General features: G+C 32.7%; 14 protein-coding genes. 1 reads left to right on the top strand and 13 read right to left on the bottom strand.

The window, feature by feature from the left end; translation table 11 throughout:
• Window positions 1-267: 267 nt before the first annotated feature.
• The 10 genes from FGM02_RS10335 to FGM02_RS10285 form a co-directional block, all read right to left on the bottom strand.
• Entirely contained in the window at window positions 268-687 is a 420-nt protein-coding gene (locus FGM02_RS10335) for an alpha/beta hydrolase (RefSeq protein ID WP_139958306.1), read from the bottom strand.
• A 546-nt stretch (window positions 688-1,233) separates the two neighbouring features.
• A complete protein-coding gene (locus FGM02_RS10325) occupies window positions 1,234-2,988 on the bottom strand; it encodes a DUF4185 domain-containing protein (protein ID WP_139958305.1) in 1,755 nt (584 codons plus the stop codon).
• Window positions 2,989-3,054: 66 nt separating this feature from the next.
• The gene (locus tag FGM02_RS10320; protein ID WP_139958304.1) at window positions 3,055-3,852 is read right to left on the bottom strand and encodes a T9SS type A sorting domain-containing protein; all 798 of its coding nucleotides are present in this window, start codon (window positions 3,850-3,852) and stop codon (window positions 3,055-3,057) included.
• 785 nt (window positions 3,853-4,637) lie between these two features.
• Window positions 4,638-5,450, bottom strand: coding sequence for a sugar phosphate isomerase/epimerase family protein (locus FGM02_RS10315; RefSeq protein ID WP_139958303.1), 813 nt, complete (start codon window positions 5,448-5,450; stop codon window positions 4,638-4,640).
• Window positions 5,451-5,473: 23 nt separating this feature from the next.
• Entirely contained in the window at window positions 5,474-6,355 is an 882-nt protein-coding gene (locus FGM02_RS10310; RefSeq protein WP_139958302.1) for a phytanoyl-CoA dioxygenase family protein, read from the bottom strand.
• A 75-nt stretch (window positions 6,356-6,430) separates the two neighbouring features.
• Window positions 6,431-8,662: a right-handed parallel beta-helix repeat-containing protein gene (locus FGM02_RS10305; RefSeq protein ID WP_139958301.1), complete on the bottom strand. Its 2,232-nt coding sequence runs from the start codon at window positions 8,660-8,662 to the stop codon at window positions 6,431-6,433.
• 28 nt (window positions 8,663-8,690) lie between these two features.
• Window positions 8,691-9,818 (bottom strand): alpha-L-fucosidase, encoded by a 1,128-nt coding sequence (locus tag FGM02_RS10300; protein WP_139958300.1) that lies wholly within the window; start codon window positions 9,816-9,818, stop codon window positions 8,691-8,693.
• A 48-nt stretch (window positions 9,819-9,866) separates the two neighbouring features.
• On the bottom strand, window positions 9,867-12,218 hold the full coding sequence (locus FGM02_RS10295; protein ID WP_139958299.1) for a right-handed parallel beta-helix repeat-containing protein: 2,352 nt from the start codon (window positions 12,216-12,218) through the stop codon (window positions 9,867-9,869).
• Window positions 12,219-12,375: 157 nt separating this feature from the next.
• A complete protein-coding gene (locus FGM02_RS10290) occupies window positions 12,376-13,839 on the bottom strand; it encodes an alpha-L-fucosidase (RefSeq protein ID WP_139958298.1) in 1,464 nt (487 codons plus the stop codon).
• Between the two features lie 42 nt (window positions 13,840-13,881).
• Window positions 13,882-16,365, bottom strand: a complete 2,484-nt coding sequence (locus FGM02_RS10285) for a glycoside hydrolase family 3 N-terminal domain-containing protein (RefSeq protein WP_139958297.1) — start codon at window positions 16,363-16,365, stop codon at window positions 13,882-13,884.
• Between the two features lie 590 nt (window positions 16,366-16,955).
• Here FGM02_RS10285 and FGM02_RS10280 point away from each other — a divergent pair.
• Window positions 16,956-21,032 carry a hybrid sensor histidine kinase/response regulator transcription factor gene (locus FGM02_RS10280; RefSeq protein WP_139958296.1) on the top strand — a complete coding sequence of 1,359 codons (4,077 nt, stop codon included), beginning with the start codon at window positions 16,956-16,958 and terminating at the stop codon, window positions 21,030-21,032.
• Between the two features lie 124 nt (window positions 21,033-21,156).
• On the opposite strand, the gene FGM02_RS10275 is transcribed toward FGM02_RS10280, so the two are convergent.
• The 3 genes from FGM02_RS10275 to FGM02_RS10265 all read right to left on the bottom strand — a co-directional run bounded on the left by FGM02_RS10275 (window position 21,157) and on the right by FGM02_RS10265 (window position 24,331).
• Window positions 21,157-22,728: a glycoside hydrolase family protein gene (locus FGM02_RS10275; RefSeq protein WP_139958295.1), complete on the bottom strand. Its 1,572-nt coding sequence runs from the start codon at window positions 22,726-22,728 to the stop codon at window positions 21,157-21,159.
• Window positions 22,729-22,917: 189 nt separating this feature from the next.
• Window positions 22,918-23,118, bottom strand: a complete 201-nt coding sequence (locus tag FGM02_RS10270; protein WP_139958294.1) for a hypothetical protein — start codon at window positions 23,116-23,118, stop codon at window positions 22,918-22,920.
• Window positions 23,119-23,407: 289 nt separating this feature from the next.
• Complete coding sequence (locus tag FGM02_RS10265; RefSeq protein WP_139958293.1) at window positions 23,408-24,331, bottom strand: DUF1735 domain-containing protein; 924 nt, start codon at window positions 24,329-24,331, stop codon at window positions 23,408-23,410.
• Window position 24,332 lies beyond the last annotated feature (1 nt).

Raw genomic sequence — 24,332 nt, 5'->3', positions numbered from 1 at the left:
CAAATTGTTCACCCCTTGTAAAAACAACAATTCCTAACCTATTTTCGTTAAAAATAAGTAAGTATAAATCTGCTAAATATCTCTTCAGGTACTAAGAAAAAGAAACTCTATTAAATTAAAAAATGATGATGCTTATCCCGTTTTAGTCAAAAAATTAAGAATTCTAACATCAGAAAAACAATAGGCATAAAAAAGTCTTCTAAAAAAATTACTTTTAGAAGACTTTTATTTTATAGAAAAACTCGATTCCTAGTTGTTTTTTTGATTTTATTTAACATAGGTATTCATCCATTTTTTGCGTAAACCTAGAGCTTGATTTTTATACGGATGTGTACTATATAACAATCCTACATGCCCTCCTTTCGGAAAAAGATGAAACTCTGAAAACACGTTATTTCTCCTTAATGCCGCTACGTAATTCATTGCATTTAAAGAGGATACTACTCTATCATCATTGTTTGCAATTACAAAAGATTTCGGTGTTTTAGAAGACACATGCAAGCTATTTGAGTAGTAGTGCATAGCCTGTTTTGATGGTTTTTTACCTAATAATTGATTACAAGATCCTTGATGTTTATAATTCTCAATCATAGAAATTACAGGAACCATTAAAATTTTAAAATTGGGACGAGTCTCATCGTAGCCTCTAACAACAAGCGTTGATGCTAATTGACCTCCTGCTGAAATTTCCTAAAAATAGGTTGACTAAAAATTAAACACTTTTAGCAATACTTTGGACACAAAACAAAATCAACCCTGTCAAAAAAAGAACTAGGAAAAATTTACTTTTCAGTACAAATTATTCGTCATTGACCAAATTCTAAATGGACAGACCTCGGTTAACTTAGCAACCAAAAAATTTAATATTTCTAGATCTACTGTTCCTATTGGTTAAAAAATCACTGTACTTTGCAACAACAAAACACAGGTATGAGCAAACTAGACCAAATTAAAAAATTAAAGGAACGAATTGAAGAACTGGAGTTTATAAAGAACTTTCAGCAAGATATCATTGCAGATATGGAAATGATAAATTGAACTATATACACTAAGAGATAAAGTCTGTTGTTGTGATAGCATAACTAAAAACACAAAAAGGATCAGAATTTTTAAAATTCTGATCCTTTTATAGTATAATTATACTTTTCAGTTGGCTGCTGTTTCTCAAGTACCTTTATTTAAGACACCCTGTACAAACCACTCATAAATAATGCGATTAGAGTATTGAAATTTCTATTCAGCGTTAAAAACAGCTATTTCCGAAAGGCTAAAACTGGCTGATTTAGGTTTACTGCGATCAAAAATAATCTTAATCCAATCTACCTTTTCCTTTCTTCCCCAAAAAATATCTAATCCATCTAATTCTGAATTAGGAAGCGGACATCTGATAGGGATTTCTCGACCATTGCTTAACAGTATCTTACCAAATTTTTCTAAATCTTCTTTATTTTCACAATTAAATAACCTAACCGCATTTATAATTTGAGGTTTATCCCAACTAAGTTTTATCCAAGCTTCTTCTTCTTCATTAGATATCCAATGATCAGTAATGTTATTTTTATGTTGACAAACTTTACCATTATTTAACGTACTTGTTGAGGTGTTTTTTAATGTAGAACTAGCAGTAATTGTTGCTTTTCCAGCAATGTTTTTTGAATCTTCCCACGCTTGTGTAGCTTCAAATTGTTGCTTCTCATCTCCTAATAATTTCACTTCATATAACCCCATGCCATATCTTCCATGTGGTGGGTTACGAGGCAATTTCCTATGTGCTCCATAATTTCCAGAATAACTAAGCCACATCGTTTTACCATCATCACTAATAAACTTAGATGGGAAATTTAAAAAATAGCCTTGAGTACCAAATTCTTTCATGTAGGTAACCATTTTCCATGGGCCAGTGATAGCATCGGATTCTAATATATAAGAGTCCATGTTTGAACGAGATCTCCAGCCATCTGTAACGCACATAAAGTATTTTTTTAGTGGCGCATTGTAAGTCATGGTTACACATCCCATATGATTATTCCATTCTATCAAAGGTTTAATTTCATCAAAATTATTTGTCCATTTAGGTTTCCCGTTAGCGTCATGCCCAGCAAAAAACTCATAAGCTTTTATATCATTAATAGTTTCAATAGATGGCGTAACCCTAGTTAAATACACTTGATCTGCAGCTATCCAACTTAAATTAGCAAATCGAGGCATTGGGTCATTTTCTTCAGCTCCCATACCTACCATATAGGCTTTACCATCTGGAGAATGTTCCATATTTTTTCCAAAATCAACAAAATGGGGTGCTCCCATTTTTACGGGATCAAATATTTCTTTAGGCTCTGGAAAGAGTGGTTTTTCAGGAGATAAAGGAGATGGTGTCCATGTTTTTCCATAATCTTTAGAGGTTCTAAAACCTGGCATAGGTCCTAAAATAGGCCAGCCAAAGCTGTAACCATCATCCACAGTTGTTTTTGTTACCCCCAACAAATAAGTACCATAATACCAGATCCCATTATGAACCAAGCTGCCACCAGGGTAGCGGCCACCATAAGGAAAGGCTTTTGCCTTTTGAGGACGTGCAGTATTCTTAATCTCTAAATATTGAGGATCATCTCCTATCATCACAACATTTCCTGTTGAAGAAGTTGGGTCTGCAGAATAACTAGTTGCGCCATCTGTAGTACCATCTGCAAAAGGAGAATAAAGATTGCCGTTAGAAGCCCATGTAGGAAAAAATGTGTCTCCAACATAATAATCGCTATTTTTTCCTGTAAAATATAGTGTTTTAAAATCATCAGACTGCTCAAATGGGGATTCTCCAGGTGTATGATTAGGCCATATAAAACCTTTAAAAGACATTTTTGCTGGATCATTGCCTTTTTGAGCAAAAGAATTATGACAACAAAAAAGGGTTAGAATTAATATCATTATACTTGATTCCTTTCTAGCTATTGAAGTATATTTAGTTCTATTTTTTTTACTATTTTTCATATAAATAACACTGATTTAGGTTTTTAGATATAATAGACACCATTTTGTCTATTATATTTATTTATTTTATTGTCTTAAAGCAACTTTTCTATTAGTAACAAGTCCTTTTTCAGAAACCACTTTAGCAACATAAATAGCTGATGCCAGAGAAGAAGTATCAATTGTATTGTCTACTGTATTTAAATCAGCAGTTAAAGCGACTCTTCCTGTAATATCAAAAAGAGTTAAAGTACCTTTACCAGAAGGTAACTTTACTTTAAATTCTTGCTTTCCGAATACATCATACATCATAAATCCTTTTTCAACCGCTTGTTCAATAGATAAAGTAGAGGTAGGTACAATATCAATACCGTTACAAAGCCATTGTCCTCCATCTCCTGCTCTGTTAAAAAAACCAAATAGCATTTGTGGATTAGTACCTGTATTAACTGTAAAAACTTTAGTCTTTAGAGTGTTAGCAGGGATTTCGTAATCGGTAAATTGTTCTGCCTGTACACCATTTGGCCTAGTATTAAGACCTATTTTTCGATCTACAACGTCTAAAAAATACATTGTTACTTGGTAAGTATCAAGCTCGACATCGTGGTAGTAAATACCATAAGGACCTCCTGCACAAAAGTCACGTGTTAAATCAGTTTGTCCATTTGCAATTCCATTGTCTGTAGCATTCGTATGTCCTACATCACCAGATTGCCAACCATATCCAAGAGCATCTACAGTATAGTCTGTATCATCTGTAACTGATATATAACTTGTTTCAACAGTGGCATTTCCAAAGTCGATAAAATAAGAAATTTGAGCACTAGCTTCAATACTTGATAACAAACTAGTTGCTACGAACAGCGAAAATAATTTTAATTTCATAATAATGATTTAAATTGGTTAATATAATTTTCGAAGATTCCAATAAAATTAGAAAACAGAATTTTGTATTCATTTTTATATAATTCTTCATAAAGATATTTTCAAAATTAGCATAACTATTCATTTCAAAGCGGTTGTAAATAGTTCAATCCCTTCTCTTTTTTGTTCATATTTTATTCAATATGCATAAATATTGAGCTGCATTAATTTAAATATTGAAAAAACGAGTATAATTACGAATGTTGTAAAAGACGAACATTTTTTTTTGAAAGATATATCCCGATTTTGAGGGCCTGTTTTCTAATGACTTCAAAATTAGACATAACTATTAATCAGCTTCGATATAAATTATAATACTTTATTTTACTTGAAAATACAGTTATAATAACTATATGATTGTTTTCCCCCTATCAATCAAGGTGTTTGAAGTGACAGATTTTTCATAATTACAAATATTACAATGTCAAAAAAATTCAGCCTTTTTATGCTATGCTGTATGATTTAATATCAACACCAATAATTTGATATATCTTTTAATTCTGATAAATATTCTTTTCAAATTAGTCTTTTTTTTAATAGATAAAAGGTCTCAAAGAGATTTAGACATTTATAATTTATCGTATTTTTTCACTTTAAAATAAGTATTTAATTACCCACCACAATAGTTTAATCTAAGATAGAAATCAATGATCTGTCCAATATAGCAATTTCATCTCTTCCACTCCATAATTTAACCATATAGGACTAAATTAATAACTTTTTAATTACAATAATAAAATATACAATTAACTGTAACGTTTTTTCAGAAGGTCTTTCATAAATAAATTTACTTCCCACTGAGAAGTAATTGGCAAACCGCAGTAAGGTAGTTTCGTCATGTAAGGAAAAGGCCCGAACTCTGGTGAAATGGACATATAGTCATGACCTTCCTTACGTCTTAAGTCAATAATTTGATCCCACCAATTCATGTGAATATCCAAGGCCTCTTTCCATTCTGGATCTCTAGGGTCAGGAATTTGAGGTCCCTCGCTAAATCCTACACGTGCATGAATGTGCTCTGATCTTTCAATAGGTAAAACTAAATTTTCTAACTGATCCTCTAACAGAGACTCGGAAACATTACACCAATGGGAAAAATCTGCAGTAATCTTAATCCATGGATTGTTTTCTAAATAGATCGATGTTGTTTGTGCGGTAAAACTGAACTTCCCTCTATGAGTTTCATGTATTATTTTTGTATTAGTCTCTTTACTGATTTTAGCTGCTAGATTTAAAAATTGCATATTCTGTTCATAAGAATAATAATCCTTACCGGTTTGAATGTTTACAAATAAAGGATCAATAGAACATGCATTTCTTAAATGCCTCTCATAAGTGAGTAGCGAAGTCTCAAAATCCCCATCGATAACACCGCCCCATAAAGCTATAATTTCTAAGCCCAAGTCTTTGGCTATTGTTTTTATAATTTTCTTTTCACTTGCATCGTACGGTAGAATAATTTCGACACCATCGTAGCCAGCTTTTTTAATTTTATTTAAAAATAAATTATATCCTAAATGTTCTGACCCCCAATAGGGACAAAAAAACTTAATTTTCATATATGTTGATTATTAGGTGAATTTCACGACTTTTTCTTTTTGAAATCGAGTACATCTGGGCGCACAAAAGGTTTAGATAAATCTTCGACTCCTTTGTATGCATAAGGGTCTACACCACTAACCATAAAAATATCCCTAAAATCCTGTGTTGGAGACTGTCTTCCGTCTTGATCCCAGGGCAACATCGATTCTGCACTACAGTAATGACCTACCAAAGCTCTTCTAAACCTGTCTTTTGACATATTTCCAAGAGACATGTGTAGTAAATAACCATCGAAAATTATAACATCTCCACTTTTGACTGGAACGGGTTGAAAATCTTTTTCAGTATAGGGTTTAGTATCTAGAGTCTCAAGGTCAGCGAACTGATCGTTTGTATTTGCGATACGCTCTTTTATGATTCCGTCTTTATGTGAACCGGGAATCACCCAAAGACATCCATTTTCGATATCTGCATTTTCAAGTGCCATCCAAACTCCTGTTAACGAACGGTCTCTAGTTGGAATGAAAAATTCATCTTGATGCCATGCTTGTCCTTTTTTACCTGGTCCCTTAACAAACAACATGGTCTGTAGGCATTTCACGTTTGGACTCACTAGCTTCGAAAGTAAATTGGCAATTTTAGTATCGGAAGCCCCTTGCTTCATTATTGGAGATATTTTATGAGGAAAATGTATTGCTGCATATCTACTTAAAATCTCTTTTTCGGATAAATTGGGCTCCAAATTAATTACACCTTCTACTTTACCTCGTTTACCAGAAAAAATAGCATTAGTCTCTTCTTTCAATTCTTGAATAAAATCATTAGAAAAAAGTTGAGGTGCAATTAAGTATCCGTTTTTTTTATAAAAAGCAAGATTAGCAGGGCACAAATTTTCTTTTACAATTCCATCTTTAGTATTCATATCTTCTTATTTTTTAATATTAATATTTTATAAATTTCATATTGTTAAATACAAAACGTTATCATATTATTCTTTTTAAAAATTTCTAAACTCATCAACATACAATCCCATTTTATCAAAAGGAACGGGCTTAAAACTTGGTAGTTTTTTATATACATCAGAATTCTTTTGAAGCATAAAGTTATGAGTCTTAAAATCAACAAATCCAGGATCCTCATTTGTTTGGTAATTGTTTACATTTTCAAAAACACCATACTTTCCTCCTCGAATTTGAATAGGATTCTCCTTTCCTCCGATAATTACATTTGTCGAAAACACATTTCTTTTAGAATGCATACCTTCCCATTCAACACCTTCTTCGAGCACATCCATATAATTATGCAATTCTGGATACTTTGTGCTGTAAGGTGGTTTTAAAATATCTAAATCTTTAAATAAACGTTGTTCAAACAACTTTCCCTTTCCAAATACAATTGGTGCTCTCCCCTTATACCATGTATAATAATGTGGACTTAACACTACTGAGTATGAGTGTGGATTGATGATAATATTATTTTTCATGGTTAAGTCCCAACCTGTATTGCTATACAACACACCATGGGCAGTTTGCATATTATAAAACACATTTCCAAAAACAGTCACATCTGTAGTAGAGTCATCACAATATATTCCCATGTTCATTCGGTTTTTATTTCCGCAATCATGAAAATAATTATATCGAATTATATTGCCTCTATCACTAGGATCTCTTCCTAAATACCAGACCGACACATCGTCTGAATGTTGAGTAACATGGTGAATGTGGTTGTATTCGTAAACATGCTCGTTTCCATGCGCATATATAGCTTGAAAATCAGAATTATAAATTTCGCAGTGTCTAATTTTATTAGCCACCCCATCAATATTTATTCCTGACCATAAAAACTTATTTCTTCTATTGTAATCATGTACTTTACAATTCTCTACACTATTATTCCCAGGGCTTAATGTTTTTTTATCACCACCACTTAAATAGATTCCTCCACTACCGGTATTATAAACATCACAACTTAGTATTTTATGATTTGTACCTGCTTTTCGGTTCCAGGTTGTATTTTTATAAATATGTCCTTGTAAATTCCCTATTTTTCTAGAAATAGGTACGCCTTCATAATCATCATGGGTAATATGAGGAAATGTTTGTTGAGCTCCTTGGCCCATAAAAATTCCGCTAGTTCCTACATTACGCACAGTACAACCTGCTACTAAATTACGATCCCCTCCTTCTATATAAATTCCAATACCTCGTCCTACTTCTACCGTAAAATCTCTAAAAACAATATTATTCACATTTTCTAAGGCTACTATAGGTTCTTCAAGAATGGATACTGCTATTTTTGCTTTTGAAATATCGGATTCTGGCCATAGATATAAAACACTCGTTTCTCTGTCAACATACCACTCTCCTGGCTCATCCAATTCTTCTAATATATTTAAAGCTTTATAGTGTGTATAATCCCTACCACCTCTAACACTATACATATGTGGTGTGGCAAGCTTAACCTGTTTATTATTAGTATCTATTTTTTCTACAAGAATTTTGTCATCTGCATAACCATTATAAAATGTTCCCTGAAACCATACATCTTTCTGTTGCGCCCATTTTTCATGACGAGCATCTGTATATTCAAAAATGGCCCCTCTTTCAGAGTAATCTCCTTCTCGTGGTCTTGACCCATTATCTAATGTTTTCCCTATCGAAATATACCCCTCATTAGGATACCTTGCTAAAGTCATGGGTTCATTATTCACAAAGAGTTCTAGGGGCGCTTCTGTAACTGAAATAGCATGACCATATTGGGTATGTTTTCCTAAATTAAAGACCCCTATTTTTTTTAGATTCATTTGGAGTATATGTTTAGAGACTCCTTCGTTAAATCGTTTTATAATATTTTCATTTCTTACCCTTGAAAATTCATTAGCAGAAATAGACACCCCACCAATAAGACTTACATTTTCTCCAGGAACGGCACGCCAAGTTATGGTTGCATTTGGTTCACCAGAATCTAATTTATTTAAAGAAAATGTTTTTTGCTGTGCATATTCTCCTTCAGAAACCCAAACCGTAATTCCCTTTTCGGGAATTTCATTCTTACTTTTAAAATCTCTTATTAAATTTCGGGCTGCTAAAAAGGTGGCTACGGGCTTTGTTTTAGTTCCGGGGTTCTTATCATTCCCTGTTAAAGAAACGTAAAATTCTTTTTTATCTTCTGAACAACTTGTCAAAAGTATCAAAACAATAAAAAAATTTAGTATGCTTATTCTCATTCGATTATTTTTTAGAATTCTTTTGTTACTACTTTAATTTATCTCCCATTTTATTTCTCAATTCCATTAAGGGTTGTATCCACTTTTCAGGAATTTGTCCTGATCTATCTGGCGGAACATTTAAAAGGAAATTTACTTTATTATCTAAATTTCCATTGAAAATTCTCACTAAATCCTTCATAGGTTTCACTTTATCATCGTCTTCCCAAAACCATTCATTACCTATCGGAAGGTTTGATTCTGCAGGAAAATATATTTTCTTTCCCTTTATGGTCCATATAGGATTATAAGGTTTCTCTGAATAATATCTTTCTAAAGTAAGCGCATCACTAGGCCAGGCTTTGTCTTCCAAAAAAATCAATTTACCATCTTTTTGTTTTTTACCATGATTCATGATCACCAACATATCTGGGTACTTATCTGTAATATGCTTATAAATATACTCCCGATAACCATTCCCTAGAATAATTGGAATATCTATCCAAAACTGAACTAAGGGCCCATAATTCTCTAACAATTCATCTATTTGTGCCGTCATAAAATTTTGATATAATGACGTTGTATATGGAGGAGGTGATAAATTAAGATCTTTTTCTGATGGTGTAATTGAAGCTCCAGAATAATTTTCACTTTTGTCTGGCATTAAACTAAAAAAATCATGATGATTATCCCAAGCGCAATAATAAATACCTGGAGCAATACCTTGTTTACGACATTCTTTTACAAATTCACCAACTACATCTGTATTATCTTTATTGTTTTCTATATCGTATTCTGTATACTTAGAAGGCCAAAGACAATGTCCTGCAACGTGTTTTGCAGTTAATACGGCATACTTCATTCCCGCATTTTTTGCGACTTGTACCCATTGCGAAACGTCTAGATCTGTTGGTGCATAAGTGTCAATTGGTGCCTTACCATCAGGCAATTCTTCTCCTAAAAAAGTACTCATACCAAAATGAATAAACATCCCATATTTAAGATTCTGCCAAGCTTCTAATTTTTCTTTGGAAAGTCTTTGTTTGTAAATACTCTCTTCATTTTTTGCAATTGACGGAGCAATTTCAGAAATACAGGAACTAGCTATACAGCTCAAAACTATTCCTAAAATAAAAAGAGTATACTTTCTGTTTTTAACCATTTTCAACAAATCCATTTAATTCCTTATTTAGAATGCTTATTATTGTTTTTAAATAGAGAACAATTAATTGAGTCTTTGTATCAATCCAATATCATCACAATATATTTCGCTCCCCACTTCTCCAATATTTTTAATCCTAACTGTTGCTAATTCAACTTCTTTTCCCGCCTCAAAATCAAATTTCAGAAACTCCCAACCATCTGTTTTTTCGATCTTAACACTCTTTTTAAATTCCCCAAATTGAATACTTAATTCTCCAACACCTTGTTTTTTTGTTTTTATCCAAGCTGATAATGAATAACGTTTGTTGGACTTTAAATCAGATACCGTTTGACTAATTTCTAATCCAGTATCCAATAAACTTACTGCATGCGACTGCATTCTGGCATCTGCTGTTTCAACACCCCAAGAGTCTTCATTTATTATTTTAACAGACTTTAAATTGGTTGTATTCCACTCTTTAATTCCATCTTCAAAACCATTGTTCTGAATCAAATTCATAAAATCGGTTTTAAACTCTGTAAATTGAGGTTTGGGTGAAATCGTAAAATCATGTCCTGATTTCCAAACTTCCTTTCCATATTCATAAGCGCCAAAATCTGCTCTATCTCCTACAAAGTCCTTATTGATATTCTCCAATTCATAAGCCTTGTCTATAGCCGGAGAATTACTTTTTAACTCAAATTTTGCCTGCTCTGAATTTCTAAATTCGGCTGATACATTTTTAAACAAATTAGGCCCCGTAATAGCAGATTCTGTTACACGATAAGAACCAGAAAAAATATTATTGAGAACATAATCTCCATACATATCTCGCTTAAAATTTCTTCCCCAATACCCTAAGCTAGCTTTGCCAAAAGTGGTATTATTATACACCAAATTGAAATTACTTGGCGTATTCAATCGAATAGCATCATAAGCACCAATATCTAAAAAGGCAGGGGGCGGACTAGACAATACATACTGCCAACCACAGTTCCAAACCACATTATGATGAATATTATAATTACTAGTACTATTGTCTAAATAAATTCCAATTCCATAAACATTTTGTACCCGATTATGTGCTATGACTGTTCCTCCCCCATCATTATTCGCGATATAAAAACCTCCAATATCATGACGAATTAAACCAGCATCTTTCACTGTATTGTACTGAAATCGCATATTGCGTCCGCCAGGACCTATACAACCACCACCAGAACGACTTACCGTATTATGACTTATTAAATGACCAGAACCTTTGGTATTTACTATTTCTCCCCAATCACCTGTGTAATTTCCATCATGTATATAATTATTGATAATACGATTGCTTTTTCCCTCCACGTTTAGGATGCCTTTTTTACTATAGGCAAATTCACAACCATTCACTTCGTTTTGTTCTCCTGAAATTAAAACACCAGGATCTACATAAAAGCCTTTTATATTTTTAATTGTACAAAAAGTAGTTTCACTATCCGACTTTATACCCCCTCCAAAAATTTGAATTCCTGTAATATCTATATAGGAAACCTTAGATAAATCAATAGCATAATCTCTTGATTTAACGGATATATTTTGCTTTGCAAGAGAAACCTTACTATCGGAAAACATATAAAGCATATTTGTTTTCTCATTTAAATACCACTCCTTATTTGCATCCAACAAATTATAGTGGCCTTTTATATAATATCGATTTCCGTTTCTTGGCCCATAATTTTTCATCCACTTATCAGTCCCACCGTAATATCCAATACGTCTTTTTGGTTCTGGAAATGATAGTGTTTTTGTTTTGGAATCATACTTAGAAATTTTCAAAGTTTGTAAGGCCCATTCCTTTCCAAAATAGCCATATAGGACCGCTCCTTTTAAATTTCCTTGATTAGGTAAGTCTTTTGCCAGCATAGAATGATACGTCCCTCCATTAACTTTTCCATAATTAGGGTTTAGTAAATCACCAGAACTATTAGGCCAACTCGCTTCGGGTGCCAAATTACCCTCTGCATAAATCATCACCTCCTTAGATTTTTTTTCAAAAGGAATTTTATAAATATGTTCTTTATCTTTACTCCATTTATCAGGCAATACATCTGTACCTGTAATAATTACTTTTTCATTCTTAAAATTACAATACACAATTTTATTCAATGAATTACCTGATTTCAAAGGCTTTAATGTTTCTCTATAAAGGCCTTCTTTAATAAAACAAACCCCACCTTCTTTTAAGTTTTGAGAAGCTTTGGCTATCGTTAAAAAAGGACCATCAGTCCTGTTTGCGTTCGGTTTAGACAAAGTTCCTGACCAAGCATCATTTCCTTGTTTTGATACATAAAAAACCTGCTGATCAATTACTGATTTTTTGCATTGTGTGCACAATAAAACACTTATTAAAACCAATAAGTAAGCTTTCTTAAATTGAATAATAGGGATCATTAGAATACTTCGTTTTTCAATTAGTTGTGTTTTACTTCCGAATTAACTACTTGATAGACTCCTTTTAAAATAATGACACCTCTTAAAAACTACTAAATAAAAGCTAAAAAAGAGGTGCCTACTATTAAAACAAATCGGAGGGCTGTATATACTATAATTATTTTACGCCACTTAATTTAAACGTCCATGCATGGTTACAAGGAGCTTCAGAAGGTGTTAAGGCAGGAACTTCAATCACAACATCCTTCCCTTTTCGTTTCCATTTTAGTTTTTTAGGATAACCCAATAATTCAATTTTAGCCCCCAACTTAAGGCTCACGTCTTTTATCACTAATTGATTTTTCGGATAAACCGGACAGATACCATATAAAATATTTTCTTTCTTCGTAAAGAAAACTTCTTTCGTGGCATAACCTTTATCAGGATTCACAGTTAATTTCATCACGTCATATTTCACCTTGTACCTTCCACGTTGCGCATCTCTAACTTTTCCTTTGGTCCATTGACAAGTTTTATCTGATAAAGTAGTTCCATAAATGGCCTCTCCATTTACTTTCAACCAGTCACCCATTTCAACTAAACGCTCTTGCATAATCACTGGAATTCTCCCGTCGGCTGTAGGGCCAACATCTAATAAAAAATTCCCCCCTCTACTAACAATATCTACCAACATGTAAACCAATTGTTGTGTTGAATTATAATCTTTTAAATTTTCGGTTTTGCTAAAGCCAAAAGAATGTGCCATTCCTCTATTTTCTTCCCAAGGCACATCTGCGTTTGGCATTCCTGAGCCATATTCAGTAGTATAATAACCACCATGATGATGTCTTGTTTCTTTTCCCCAGCGGTCGTTAATAACCACGTCATCTTTACTAGGAGAATCGTTATACAACCATGATAATAATTCGGTTGACCTCCATGTTGTATGCGGATAGTCCCATTCTCCATCCGTAAAAATTAAAGAAGGTGCGTAATTAGTAACTAAATCTTTAAATTGGGGAATCATATGTTTGTCTACAAACAAATCCACATCGCTTGTATACAAAGGGTTGTACCATTCATATAACGAATAATAAAGTCCCATTTTTAAATCGGTTTTTCTTACTGCAGTAGTCAACTCACCAACAAGATCTCTTCCAGGTCCAGAATTTGTAGAACTCCAAGGACGCCCCCAAGATTTATCAGATTCTTTACTAGGCCACAGCGTATAGCCATCATGATGTTTTGAGGTTAGTACTACATATTTTGCCCCTGATTGTTTAAAAATAGCTGCCCATTGATTTGCATCAAACAAATCTGCAGTAAACATTGGCACAAAATCTGGATAGGTAAATTTTTCTCCATAAACACGATTATGAAACTCGTTTGTTTCATTATATCCGTTTTTAACTCTTTTTGAATTTACTAAATTCTCCCAATACCACTCTGAATAAGCACCTACTTTTGAAAATGCCGGCACAGAATAGGGTCCCCAATGAACAAAGATTCCAAATTTAGCATCCGTGTACCAAGAAGGGATAGGCCTGCTGTCGATGGACTCCCAGTTAGCTTCATATTTTTTTTGAGCTTCTCCTTTCAATGAAAACAAGACAAGCACTATAATAACAACTATTTTTTTCATTTTTATTCTCTGTTTTATGTATAATAATTTATGATTTTCGGGTTATTTAGATGCAGACATTTTTATTTGTTTACTCAATAACACCGCATCTTTTACATGTATTTTTTGCTTTAATTTTATATCTTCAGAAGAACTACCGATCATAATTTCAAAATCACCTGCCTCCAAAACAAAATCCATATTTTGATTATACAATGCTAAATCTTCTGGTTTTAAATGAAATTTCACCGTTTTTGTTTCATTAGGTTCTAAGGATATTCGTTCAAAACCTCTTAGTTGTTTTTCGTAAACGGTGATAGAAGATTGCATATCGGAAAAATACAGCTGTACCACATCATCCCCTTTAACTTTACCTGTATTTGTAACGTCTACCGTAACAAGCATATTCCCTTTCCCTGAATTTATTTTAGAAACTACTTTTAAATTTCGATACTCAAATTTTGTATAGCTCAAACCATAGCCAAAAGGATAAAGAAATCCTCCCACACGTGTTTTACCAAAACCGTTTGGTCCTCCTGAAGGTTGATTGGCCTGAGCCCCAGGTTTGGTTGGAAAATTCATAGGTATTTGTCCTACCGTTTTAGGAAATGACACAGGCAGCTTACCACCAGGATTATAAGTTCCTAATAACACATCAGCAATAGCTGCGCCTCCAAATTTACCTTGAAACCAACCTTCTACAACGGCAGGCACATATTTATCAATCCAATTTATAGAAAGCGGCCTACCATTAATCAATACAACAACAACAGGTGTACCTGTATTGTAAATTGCTTCAACTAAGCGCTGTTGATTTCCAGGTAAGTTTAAAGAAGTCCTTGATCGAGACTCTCCTACTGTCTCTTCGTCATCACCAACAACTACAATAGCCAATCCAACTGTTTTAGCTATTTCCACGGCTTTATCAATCTCTTCTTGATCTGATTGTGTTGGCGCTATATTCATAAGTTCATTTTCTGGCCAATTGGCATCAAAAAAATCACAACCCTTTGTGTACTTAATTTCTACCTTATCTGTGAATTTTTCTTTAATTCCTTCATAAACAGAAATGACATCAATATTAGAGGGGCCATAACGACTTACCGAATGATTCGTTGCTTTTGCATTTGGGCCCGTTACTAAAACGGATTTATAATTATTTAAATCTAAAGGCAACATATTGTTTTCATTTTTCAACAAAACAATAGATTCCAAAGAAGCTTGATAGGACACTTTTTGAAAAGAATCATTTGCAACCGTTTTATCAGCTGTCTTAAAATCTATTCTATAAGGCGCATCAAAAAGGCCTTGCCAAAACTTTACTCTTAATATATCACGTACACGACTATCTACAACTTCCACACTTAAAGAACCTTCTTTTACCAACTCTCGAACAGGTAAAATATAATCTTCTGGCATTGTAAAATCGGTTCTGATATTAAGTCCGCCATTCACTGCTTTTAGTACCGCGTCTTTACGATCTTTAGCAACATGATGTTTATCGGCTATAAATTCTACTGCACGACTATCGGAAACTACATACCCTTTAAAACCCCATGTATCTCGTAAAATATCTTCTAAAAAATAACTAGAAGAAGAGACTGGCACACCATTATAATCATTATAAGAACTCATAATTCCCATAGCTCCTGCATCTTTTACAGCCCTTTTAAAAGGATAAAGGTATAATGAAAACAGCTCTCTTTCTGTTATATGCGGATCCGTTCGAGCGTCACCATCTCTACCTCCCTTTGGAGCACTGTAAATAGCAAAATGTTTTGGAGTAGACACTACATTTTCCTCCTGTATAGATTTCACCATATTGTACCCTAATTCTCCAACCAAATAAGGATCTTCACCATAACACTCTACCGTTCTACCCCATCTTGGATCACGTGCGATATCTAAAATAGGTGCATATACATTGGTATACCCTAACAGTTTTGCTTCTCTACCTGTAATTTGACCAATCTGACTTACTAATTTTTTATTCCATGTTGACCCCACTCCTATCTGTGCAGGAAAACTGGTAGATTTTTCATGACACAAACCTCGAATACCTTCATTTGAAAAATCTACTGGAATCCCTAAACGTGTTTGTTCAATAAAAAACTTCTGAATTTCATTCAATGCTTTTAAATGATTTGAAGGAGGCCAAGCCTTGTCTGTTGCCGACTTTGGATGATATGCTAAATTATTAAGCTGTTCATCCATATTTCCAATTCCATCCTTCCAAATTTCATTTTTCCAATTTGGTGTTGGTAATTCATCTTTTAAAACCCTACCATAACCATATATAGTTGCCATTTGACAACTTTTCTCGTCTAAATTCATTTGAGATAAAAGATTCTCTATTCTTCTCTCAACAGATTGTAATGGATCTTCATAGACATCTTTGATTCCATTTTTATTGAAATCTATCCATTTACGATGATAAATTCTCTTGGGGTTTACTTTATTAACAACTTTGTTAGAAACAACTTGTGCTCCAATTAACAGCGGAAACAAACCAATTAGTAAATAGCTAAAAAACGTATAAATTCTCATACTTAAACGGAAACCTTTATTAAATTAATATTTGAAAAAATAAACTATTCCAGCAGAACTATCTCACCTATTTTTTCACGAATGGCATTTGTAAATCGTTTATAGAAAACAACCTATTTACTCCAATATCAAATTACCTGATAAATCGAACAATAGAGGTAGACACAATACTTTAATTGGTGTCTATTTTGTTCAAAAAGCAGCTTTGGAGAGTACACATGCACCACAGATACAAGAATGAACGCTAAGCAAACCTCAGTATTTCTTATTCTATTTCACTTCACATAATTACCACTCAAAGCCTAGTGGAATAGTGTTTACAGCAACTTTTTTTTGTAAAATTAAATCATAGAAACATACAATTGTAGTTAAGTTAATTAGATCAATTCACGACAATATCCTAAAGTAGTCTTTCATAAAACCAATTTCTTTTTTTTATTAAATTAATATTAAATTGTATCTTTATATTCTATTCACTTATCGGAATCAAACAAATTTTATTAATCTAAACAGTAGCTGAAATATCAGTGAATTTATCACTCTATTTTTAAAACCTACTGTTAGCAAGCAAGCATAATTCATTCTTTAAAATGCTCCACAACTCATTAAAGTTTTTACTTTTCTCTTTTTTTCATATCACTATAGCTAGTGCACAATATATAGAAGATCAATCGGAATTTGATTTCAATACAATTACTACTGCGGACGGTTTATCACAAAACACGGTAAATACAATTTTAAAGGACAAATCGGGCTTTTTATGGTTTGGTACTGATGATGGACTGAACCGATATGACAGCTATGATATTAAAGTTATAAATACTAGAAATCATCAATTAAAAATACCAACTGGCAACATAGTTTTTGATCTATATGAGGACAATGATAGTATTTTATGGATTGGAACTGATAACGGTATAAAATCTTACAACCCTATCAATGAACAGGTTACACATCACAAATTATTCCCAAATTTCAGTCTAAATATTCGAATAAATTGCATTGAAGAAGAAGATAATTCACAAATTTGGCTAGGAACGTCAGAAGGCTTGATATTATATCATAAAAAAGAAGGGATCATAGAACATTACAGGTATAATTCTAGTAAAGTTAATTCACTGTCAAACTCAGAAGTCATTTCGTTAGCTAGCTACAAAGATGAACTTTGGATTGGCACAGAAAATGGATTGAATCATTTCAATAAAAAAAACAAACAGTTTGTAAATTATTTTCATAAAACAGCTATACCCAATACACTTTCTGGAAATACAATAAAAGCACTTTCCGTAAGTGCAAATGGTGATTTATGGGTAGGAACGGCCCTTGGTGGCATTTCATATTTGCCCTATTTTGGTGAGCATTTTATAAATTACAACACAAAAAACAGCTTACTTCAACACAATGAAATTTATGACATTTTTCAGACAAAAGAAGATGGTATTTGGGTAGCTACAAATGGAGGAGGACTCTCAAAAATAAACACAAAAAATAATACATTCACAAATTACCTCTACAATTCTAATCACAGGCAAAGTATTGCTACAAATGCGCTGTACACTGTTTATGAAGATAGAGATGGTATTTTATGGATTGGTACTTATGGAACTGGTGTCGGTTATAATACCTCTAAAAAACGTGACTTTAAAGTAATCAAGCATCAAACACATGATTCCAATAGTATTATTGAAAGCAGAGTAAGAAGTGTCTATTTAGATAGTAATGAGCAGCTATGGTTTGGTACATTAGGAGGAATTAGCGTATACAATCCCAAAACAAAAACCTATAATTCATACACTCATCAACAACAAAACAACAATTCTCTAAGTTTCAATACTGTCACAACAATTATTGAAGATTACAAAGGACGTATGTGGTTTGGAACCTACTCAGGAGGTCTTAATTTGTTAGATAAAAAGAAGGCTAGTTTTAAACAATACAAACATAAACCAGGGAATTCACACAGTATAAATGATGATAAAATTTATGCTTTTATGGAAGATGAGCACAATAATTTATGGATTGGTACACAAAAAGGATTGAATCGATACAATCCTAAAGATGACAGCTTTACAAACTTTGGAAATATAGAAGTAAGAGATATTAAACTCGCAAAAAACGGCAACTTTGTAATTGCAACCATGGGAGGAGTTTCTATTTTTAATCCCAATACAGAAATGTTCGAATACTTCTATTCTAATACCCTAATTTCTACTCCCATTACAGAGGTACATATAGATGATGATGAAAATATTATTTGGTTTTGTTCGCAAGGAAAAGGAATGGGCTATTTACAAGCCAATACCAAAACATACACATTTTACACACAAGAAGATGGATTGGTTAATAATTTTGTTTCTAGTTTAATACCGCAAGGAGACATTTTTTGGGTTAGCACTTTTAAAGGATTGGTGAAATTCAATAAAACGGCCAAAACATTTGACAATTCTATAATATCCCATAAATTACCATCTAGTCAATTTCAACCAAAAGCTAGTGTAGTTTTACCTGATAACACCTTAGGATTTGGAGGTTCTGAAGGTTTGGTTGTTTTTAACCCTAAAAGTCTAAATAAAATCCCTGAACCTACCGATATCGTTTTTTCAAATTTAAAAATTGACAATCAAATTATTGATATCAACAAAGCAGATTCTCCTATAAATAAAAGTTTAAATAATACAACCCAATTAAAACTTCAGGCTAATCAAAACGATTTTTCTATAGAATATGCTGCTTTAGACTTTAACAATGAAGGTCATAACAAATATACTTATATCTTAGAAGGATATATGGATCATTGGGCTAATTTAGGAACTAATAGGTCAATTGGATTTACTAATTTAAACCACGGAAATTACACGTTCAAAGTAAAATTATACAATAGCAATTCTGAAGATCAAATAAAATCGTTAAACATCAGTATTGCACCTCCATTCTACGCTACTTGGTGGTTCAAATTATTAATGTTACTTCTTTTTGTTCTCGTACTTTATTACTACAACAAATACACGATTATAAGTACCAAACAGAAAAACGAGAATGAATTACAACGTTTAAAACTGAAAAATGAGGAAGATTTTAACCAAATGAGAATTCGTTTCTTTACCTATATTTCTCATGAATTAAGAACGCCTCTAACTTTAATTTCAGACCCCGTTTCCCAACTAATTAACAACAACAAGGAAAAAGACAATTACGACTATCATTTATTAAAATTAATCAATAAAAACGTTTTCAGATTGCTACGCTTAGTAGATCAAATATTAGACATTAGTAAAATTGAAGGAGATACCTTAAGCTTACAAGTTTCAAATCAAAACCTTGTGAAATGCATTGAAGAAACAACGACCGTTTTTCACGAATTTGCCATACAACATAATATCACCTTTAAATTTATAAAGGAAGAAGAAGTAATGATGGGCTGGGTTGACGAAGATAAAATTGAAAAAATAATTTACAATCTACTCTCAAATGCTTTTAAATTCACTTTAAAAGAAGGAAGCATTTCTATAATTTTAAGTTATTACGACGATACAAAAGAAAAGGTTGTTATAAATATTAAAGATAGCGGCATAGGAATCCCCGAAGACAAATTATCCAAAATTTTTGAAGGCTTCTATCAAGTAACCTCAGCAAAATCATTAAATCCAAATGGTGCAGGAATTGGCCTAGACTATGTGAATAGATTGACAAAATTACACAAAGGTTTAATTAATGTTGAGAGTCAAATAAACAAAGGGTCGACATTCTCATTGACACTTCCTATTAAAAAAGATTTTTACAATTCGGAAAACATTAGAAATGAAATAGTAGAGCGCCCTCCTTTAGAGCCAATAACGATAGATAAAGAAGAAAATACGAAAACGACAAATACGATTAAAACCCATAATAAAAGTACTCCAAAAATATTAGTCGTAGAAGACGATTTTGATATTCGTTCTTATGTTATACAATCCCTGTCTCAGAAATTTCGAGTAATAGAGGCTTCTAATGGTAAAGAAGGACTTGACATGGCTAAAAAACATATTCCTGACTTAATTTTAAGCGATACTTTTATGCCCATAATGGACGGAGTAGAGTTTTGTAAAGAAGTTAAAAAGAATGAAGACACCAACCATATTCCTTTTCTATTCTTAAGTGCATGGTCATCCGATGAATTTAAAATGAACGGTTTAAATATTGGAGCGGTCGATTACATAAAAAAACCTTTTAGTTATGCCATCTTAGAATCTAAAATCACAAACATTATTGAAACTAATAAAAAAATATCAGAAAAATCTAAAACCAAACTTGATTTTATTCCCGAAAACACAAATTTAGATTCTATTGATGACGTTTTTGTACTTAAAGCCTATGAAGTTTTAGACCAACATTTTAACGACCCAGATTTTACCGCTCATACATTTAAAAAAGAAATGAATATGAGTCACTCTGTTCTTTACCGAAAACTAACACAATTAACGGGCATGTCTTCCAATGAATTTATAAGAAATTACAGACTAAAAAGAGCAGCACAAATAATAGAACAAAATTCAGGCTTATTAATTTCGGAAATTTGCATAATGACTGGATTTAACGATCCAAAATACTTTAGTAAATGTTTTAAACAAATTTACGGTATGTCTCCTTCTAGTTTTGCGAAAAAATTCAACGAACAAAGTGAAAAATAAAACACCTCATTGAGTTTTTTTGTTTATTTAACTTTAAGCTATTGGTATCAAATCTGAAGGTTTTATACCAATAGCTTTGTTTTTTTTCCTTTCCTAAAAAGGAAACTTATTTTAGTACGAATCGTTATTTCGGTAATTCTACTGCAAAAGCATCTATCGTTACCTGACCATTATACTCGGTTTCAGTTTTCACCAATTTTAAAACATGCTTCTTATTTATTAACACATCACTTTGATAAATTGGTGATTGAGATACTGGCGCGTAGTTACAACGTATAGTTTCTATATACTCTCCATCCATATACACTTTAAAAGAGCCAAATTGTCGTCCTAACTGTCCAAACACTTTCACACGAGTTCCTTTAAAAGAAAACGTAACGGCATCACCCAATGTCGTACTAACCATTTCGGAATTAAGAAAAGCTAAAGGCGCGTTCTTTCGCTCCCAGCTGCCAGTGTATTTCACAGCATTTGAAGTATCATCCTGTTTTCTCCAATATTCATCATAATTATAATCTCCTAGAATCACCATTTCATATGCACAATCTTTTCTTTTTTCAACTTTAAAATCTATGGATTTACTTTGATAAGGATCCATTGAAGCTATGTTTAACACATCCAATACCTTTAACCCAGTTGCACTGTATTCGCGCAACTCTACCCTGCATGGCTTAGACCTAGTGAGCCCTGCGTTTTCAATGCGACTATGCAAACTTGTTAGCCTATTATTTTTCTCAACCGAAATGGGTAATATTATACATGATGCTTCTTTTATTGAACGCATAGGTAACACTGCATATCCATAAATCAACGCTCCTCGTTTGTTTTTACCTAAAAGTTTTAAATCAAAATCACGGTGATTCAGTCCTAAATCTCCCTTAAATGTAACAATAAGATCGTTACCGCTCTTTTCTGTTTTTATCGCTTTACTACCTCCCCCGTAATTAACCAATTGATCAGACCCAAAGCGTAAAGATTGAATATCAAGATCATTTTGGGGATCAAAATCTACCTCTGCTTCCATCTTAATTTTTATCTTTTTTGTATTATTGTTTACTTGCTTAGCTTCAATAATCGTAATTATTTTTTCCAAATTTAATGGCATAATCATATTTTTTGAACTATGATTATCATTGGGCTTTTCTTTGCTTTTTGCTACATCCATTACCGCCAAAGAAAGATGAGTAGCTCTTCCCAATTCATCTTGTATAACTTTTGGTCGTTCAAATTTATACCAGGTATTCTGAGTTCCATCCGTATAGTAAGTAGTAGAAGCGTCATAAGGCAAACCTTCTTCATTTTTCCAATGTATTCCGTCAATAGAACGCATATAACCACTTTTTCGATCTTGTGCATGATTATAAATAGCATGGTATTGATGCCTGCTGCGCCATATCACTGGATCTTCAGGATACCCTGTAGAGCGTGTATAATTATTGATAGACATCATTTTATAGGGACCTAATATTTGTTTTTCAGAAAGCGTAATATCACCATCTTTCTTCATGACAATAATACTACCATCTGGTCGATACTCTGAAGTCAAATTAGAACCAAAACGATTGCTATCTTTAAAACCTCTCGCATCCATTGTCATCCTTCCGATACGCTCCCATGGCCCTTGCATTTTATCAGATTTATAAACGCTATTGTCCGATACATGCAGTACAAAACCACCATCTTCTGTAATCTTCATTACTTCAGGATTATGGCCTTTCTTTACAATCGTCTTAGTAATCTTATAAGGACCTAAAGGATTCGCAGCAGAACAATGTGCGACTTCCGACTCAAACCAGCCGTGATGTCCTTTATTTTCTTTCCAACGACAAATCGCTATATGATAATTCCCGTCCTTACCGCGTATTGGGTTACCTCCCCAGTAACATCATTCATTATCTTCTATACCATTATCTTTATCTCGAGGTATCACATTTACATTTCCCCAAAGTCCTTGAGACTCTAGACCATTTATAATGGGCATAGGCAGAATTAAATCTTTAAACTGCCCTCCTTTAATAAAATTATTTTTTTGTGCACATATGTTAGATACCACAAATAGCACCGCTATTATAAATACTTGTCTCATGATTATATTATTTATAGGAATAACTGATTTTGAGCTCCTAAGCCCATATTTTATTTACGTGTAAAACTGAATTTACGAGTCTTACTTATACTTGGATTCAACTTTCAAGACTTTAAGATTAATAACAAAAAAATTAAAACCCCAGTGTCCACTCTTTTTCAAGTAGTAATAAATCCTAAAAAAGGAAAGATTAAAAATCTAAAAAAGACTGCCTTTTCAGACAGTCTTTCATTCAACCAAACACAATAAAGACTTAAATATTAATATTACTTGTTCTTATTTTAGTAAATTAATTACCTGAAAACCCTTCCCATCTCCATTCATTAATTCCATCTCTAATTCTATTTCTGAATGTTAAAGATTCTTGAACTTCAAAATTTTTGTCACCAAAGCTATATTTGTATTTTAAATTAAATATTCGTTTTACAGGATCCCAAGTACTTTCTCCATTAGCTACTACTTGATAATCAGAAGAAGCAACTGATAGAATCTCAACAGAATTGTCTTGCGGATTAACACGTAATTGCATTGAATAATTATCTCCACCACGATTTGCTACTCCATCTATAGTAACTGTATTCATCATATCTGAACTTAAAGTACGAATATTGATATCAGAAGTTAAATCATCATAGTTACCATATACATAAGCCGTATCCAATACCTTCGTTACTGTAAAAAACTCTTTCAAACTTCCTACTTGATAAAAATTACCTTCATAAGTATTCATTAATTTAATAGGAAAAACAGCATGTTCTTTACCTTCTAAAATAGAATCAGTAGAAGACGTTAGCAACTTTAAAGGCAACGCATAGTTAAAATCCTTTAAATCTGTATCACTTGCCAATTTTAAAGAATCAAACTTTACAGACAACAACCCTAAATACTCTCCTTTTTCTATGGTTATTTTAGAGTTATCACCAAGTGTATAATAGTCACTAGGTAACAACGTATACCCAGTATCAACTAATAAAGATTCATCTACTTCATAAGTTACTTCCTCATTCTTATCATTATCTCTAACTCCTCCCAAGAAGACACCTAATTGAATTTCTAAGCCTTCCCCAGAAACCGCTGAACGTTCTAATTTTTGATACGGAAAATAAACTGTTTTATAACCTGCTGTATCAACAAGGTAGTCTTCATATGGATCGCAAGCTATTGCAAGAATCAACAGCGGTAAAATCAATAAATATTTTTTATAATTCATCATT

Source organism: Flavicella sediminum (assembly GCF_006381105.1).
GTDB classification, from domain to species: Bacteria; Bacteroidota; Bacteroidia; order Flavobacteriales; family Flavobacteriaceae; genus Flavicella; species Flavicella sediminum.
The sequence above is the reverse complement of the archived record's forward strand: the minus strand, read 5'-3'. Positions and strand labels throughout refer to the sequence as shown.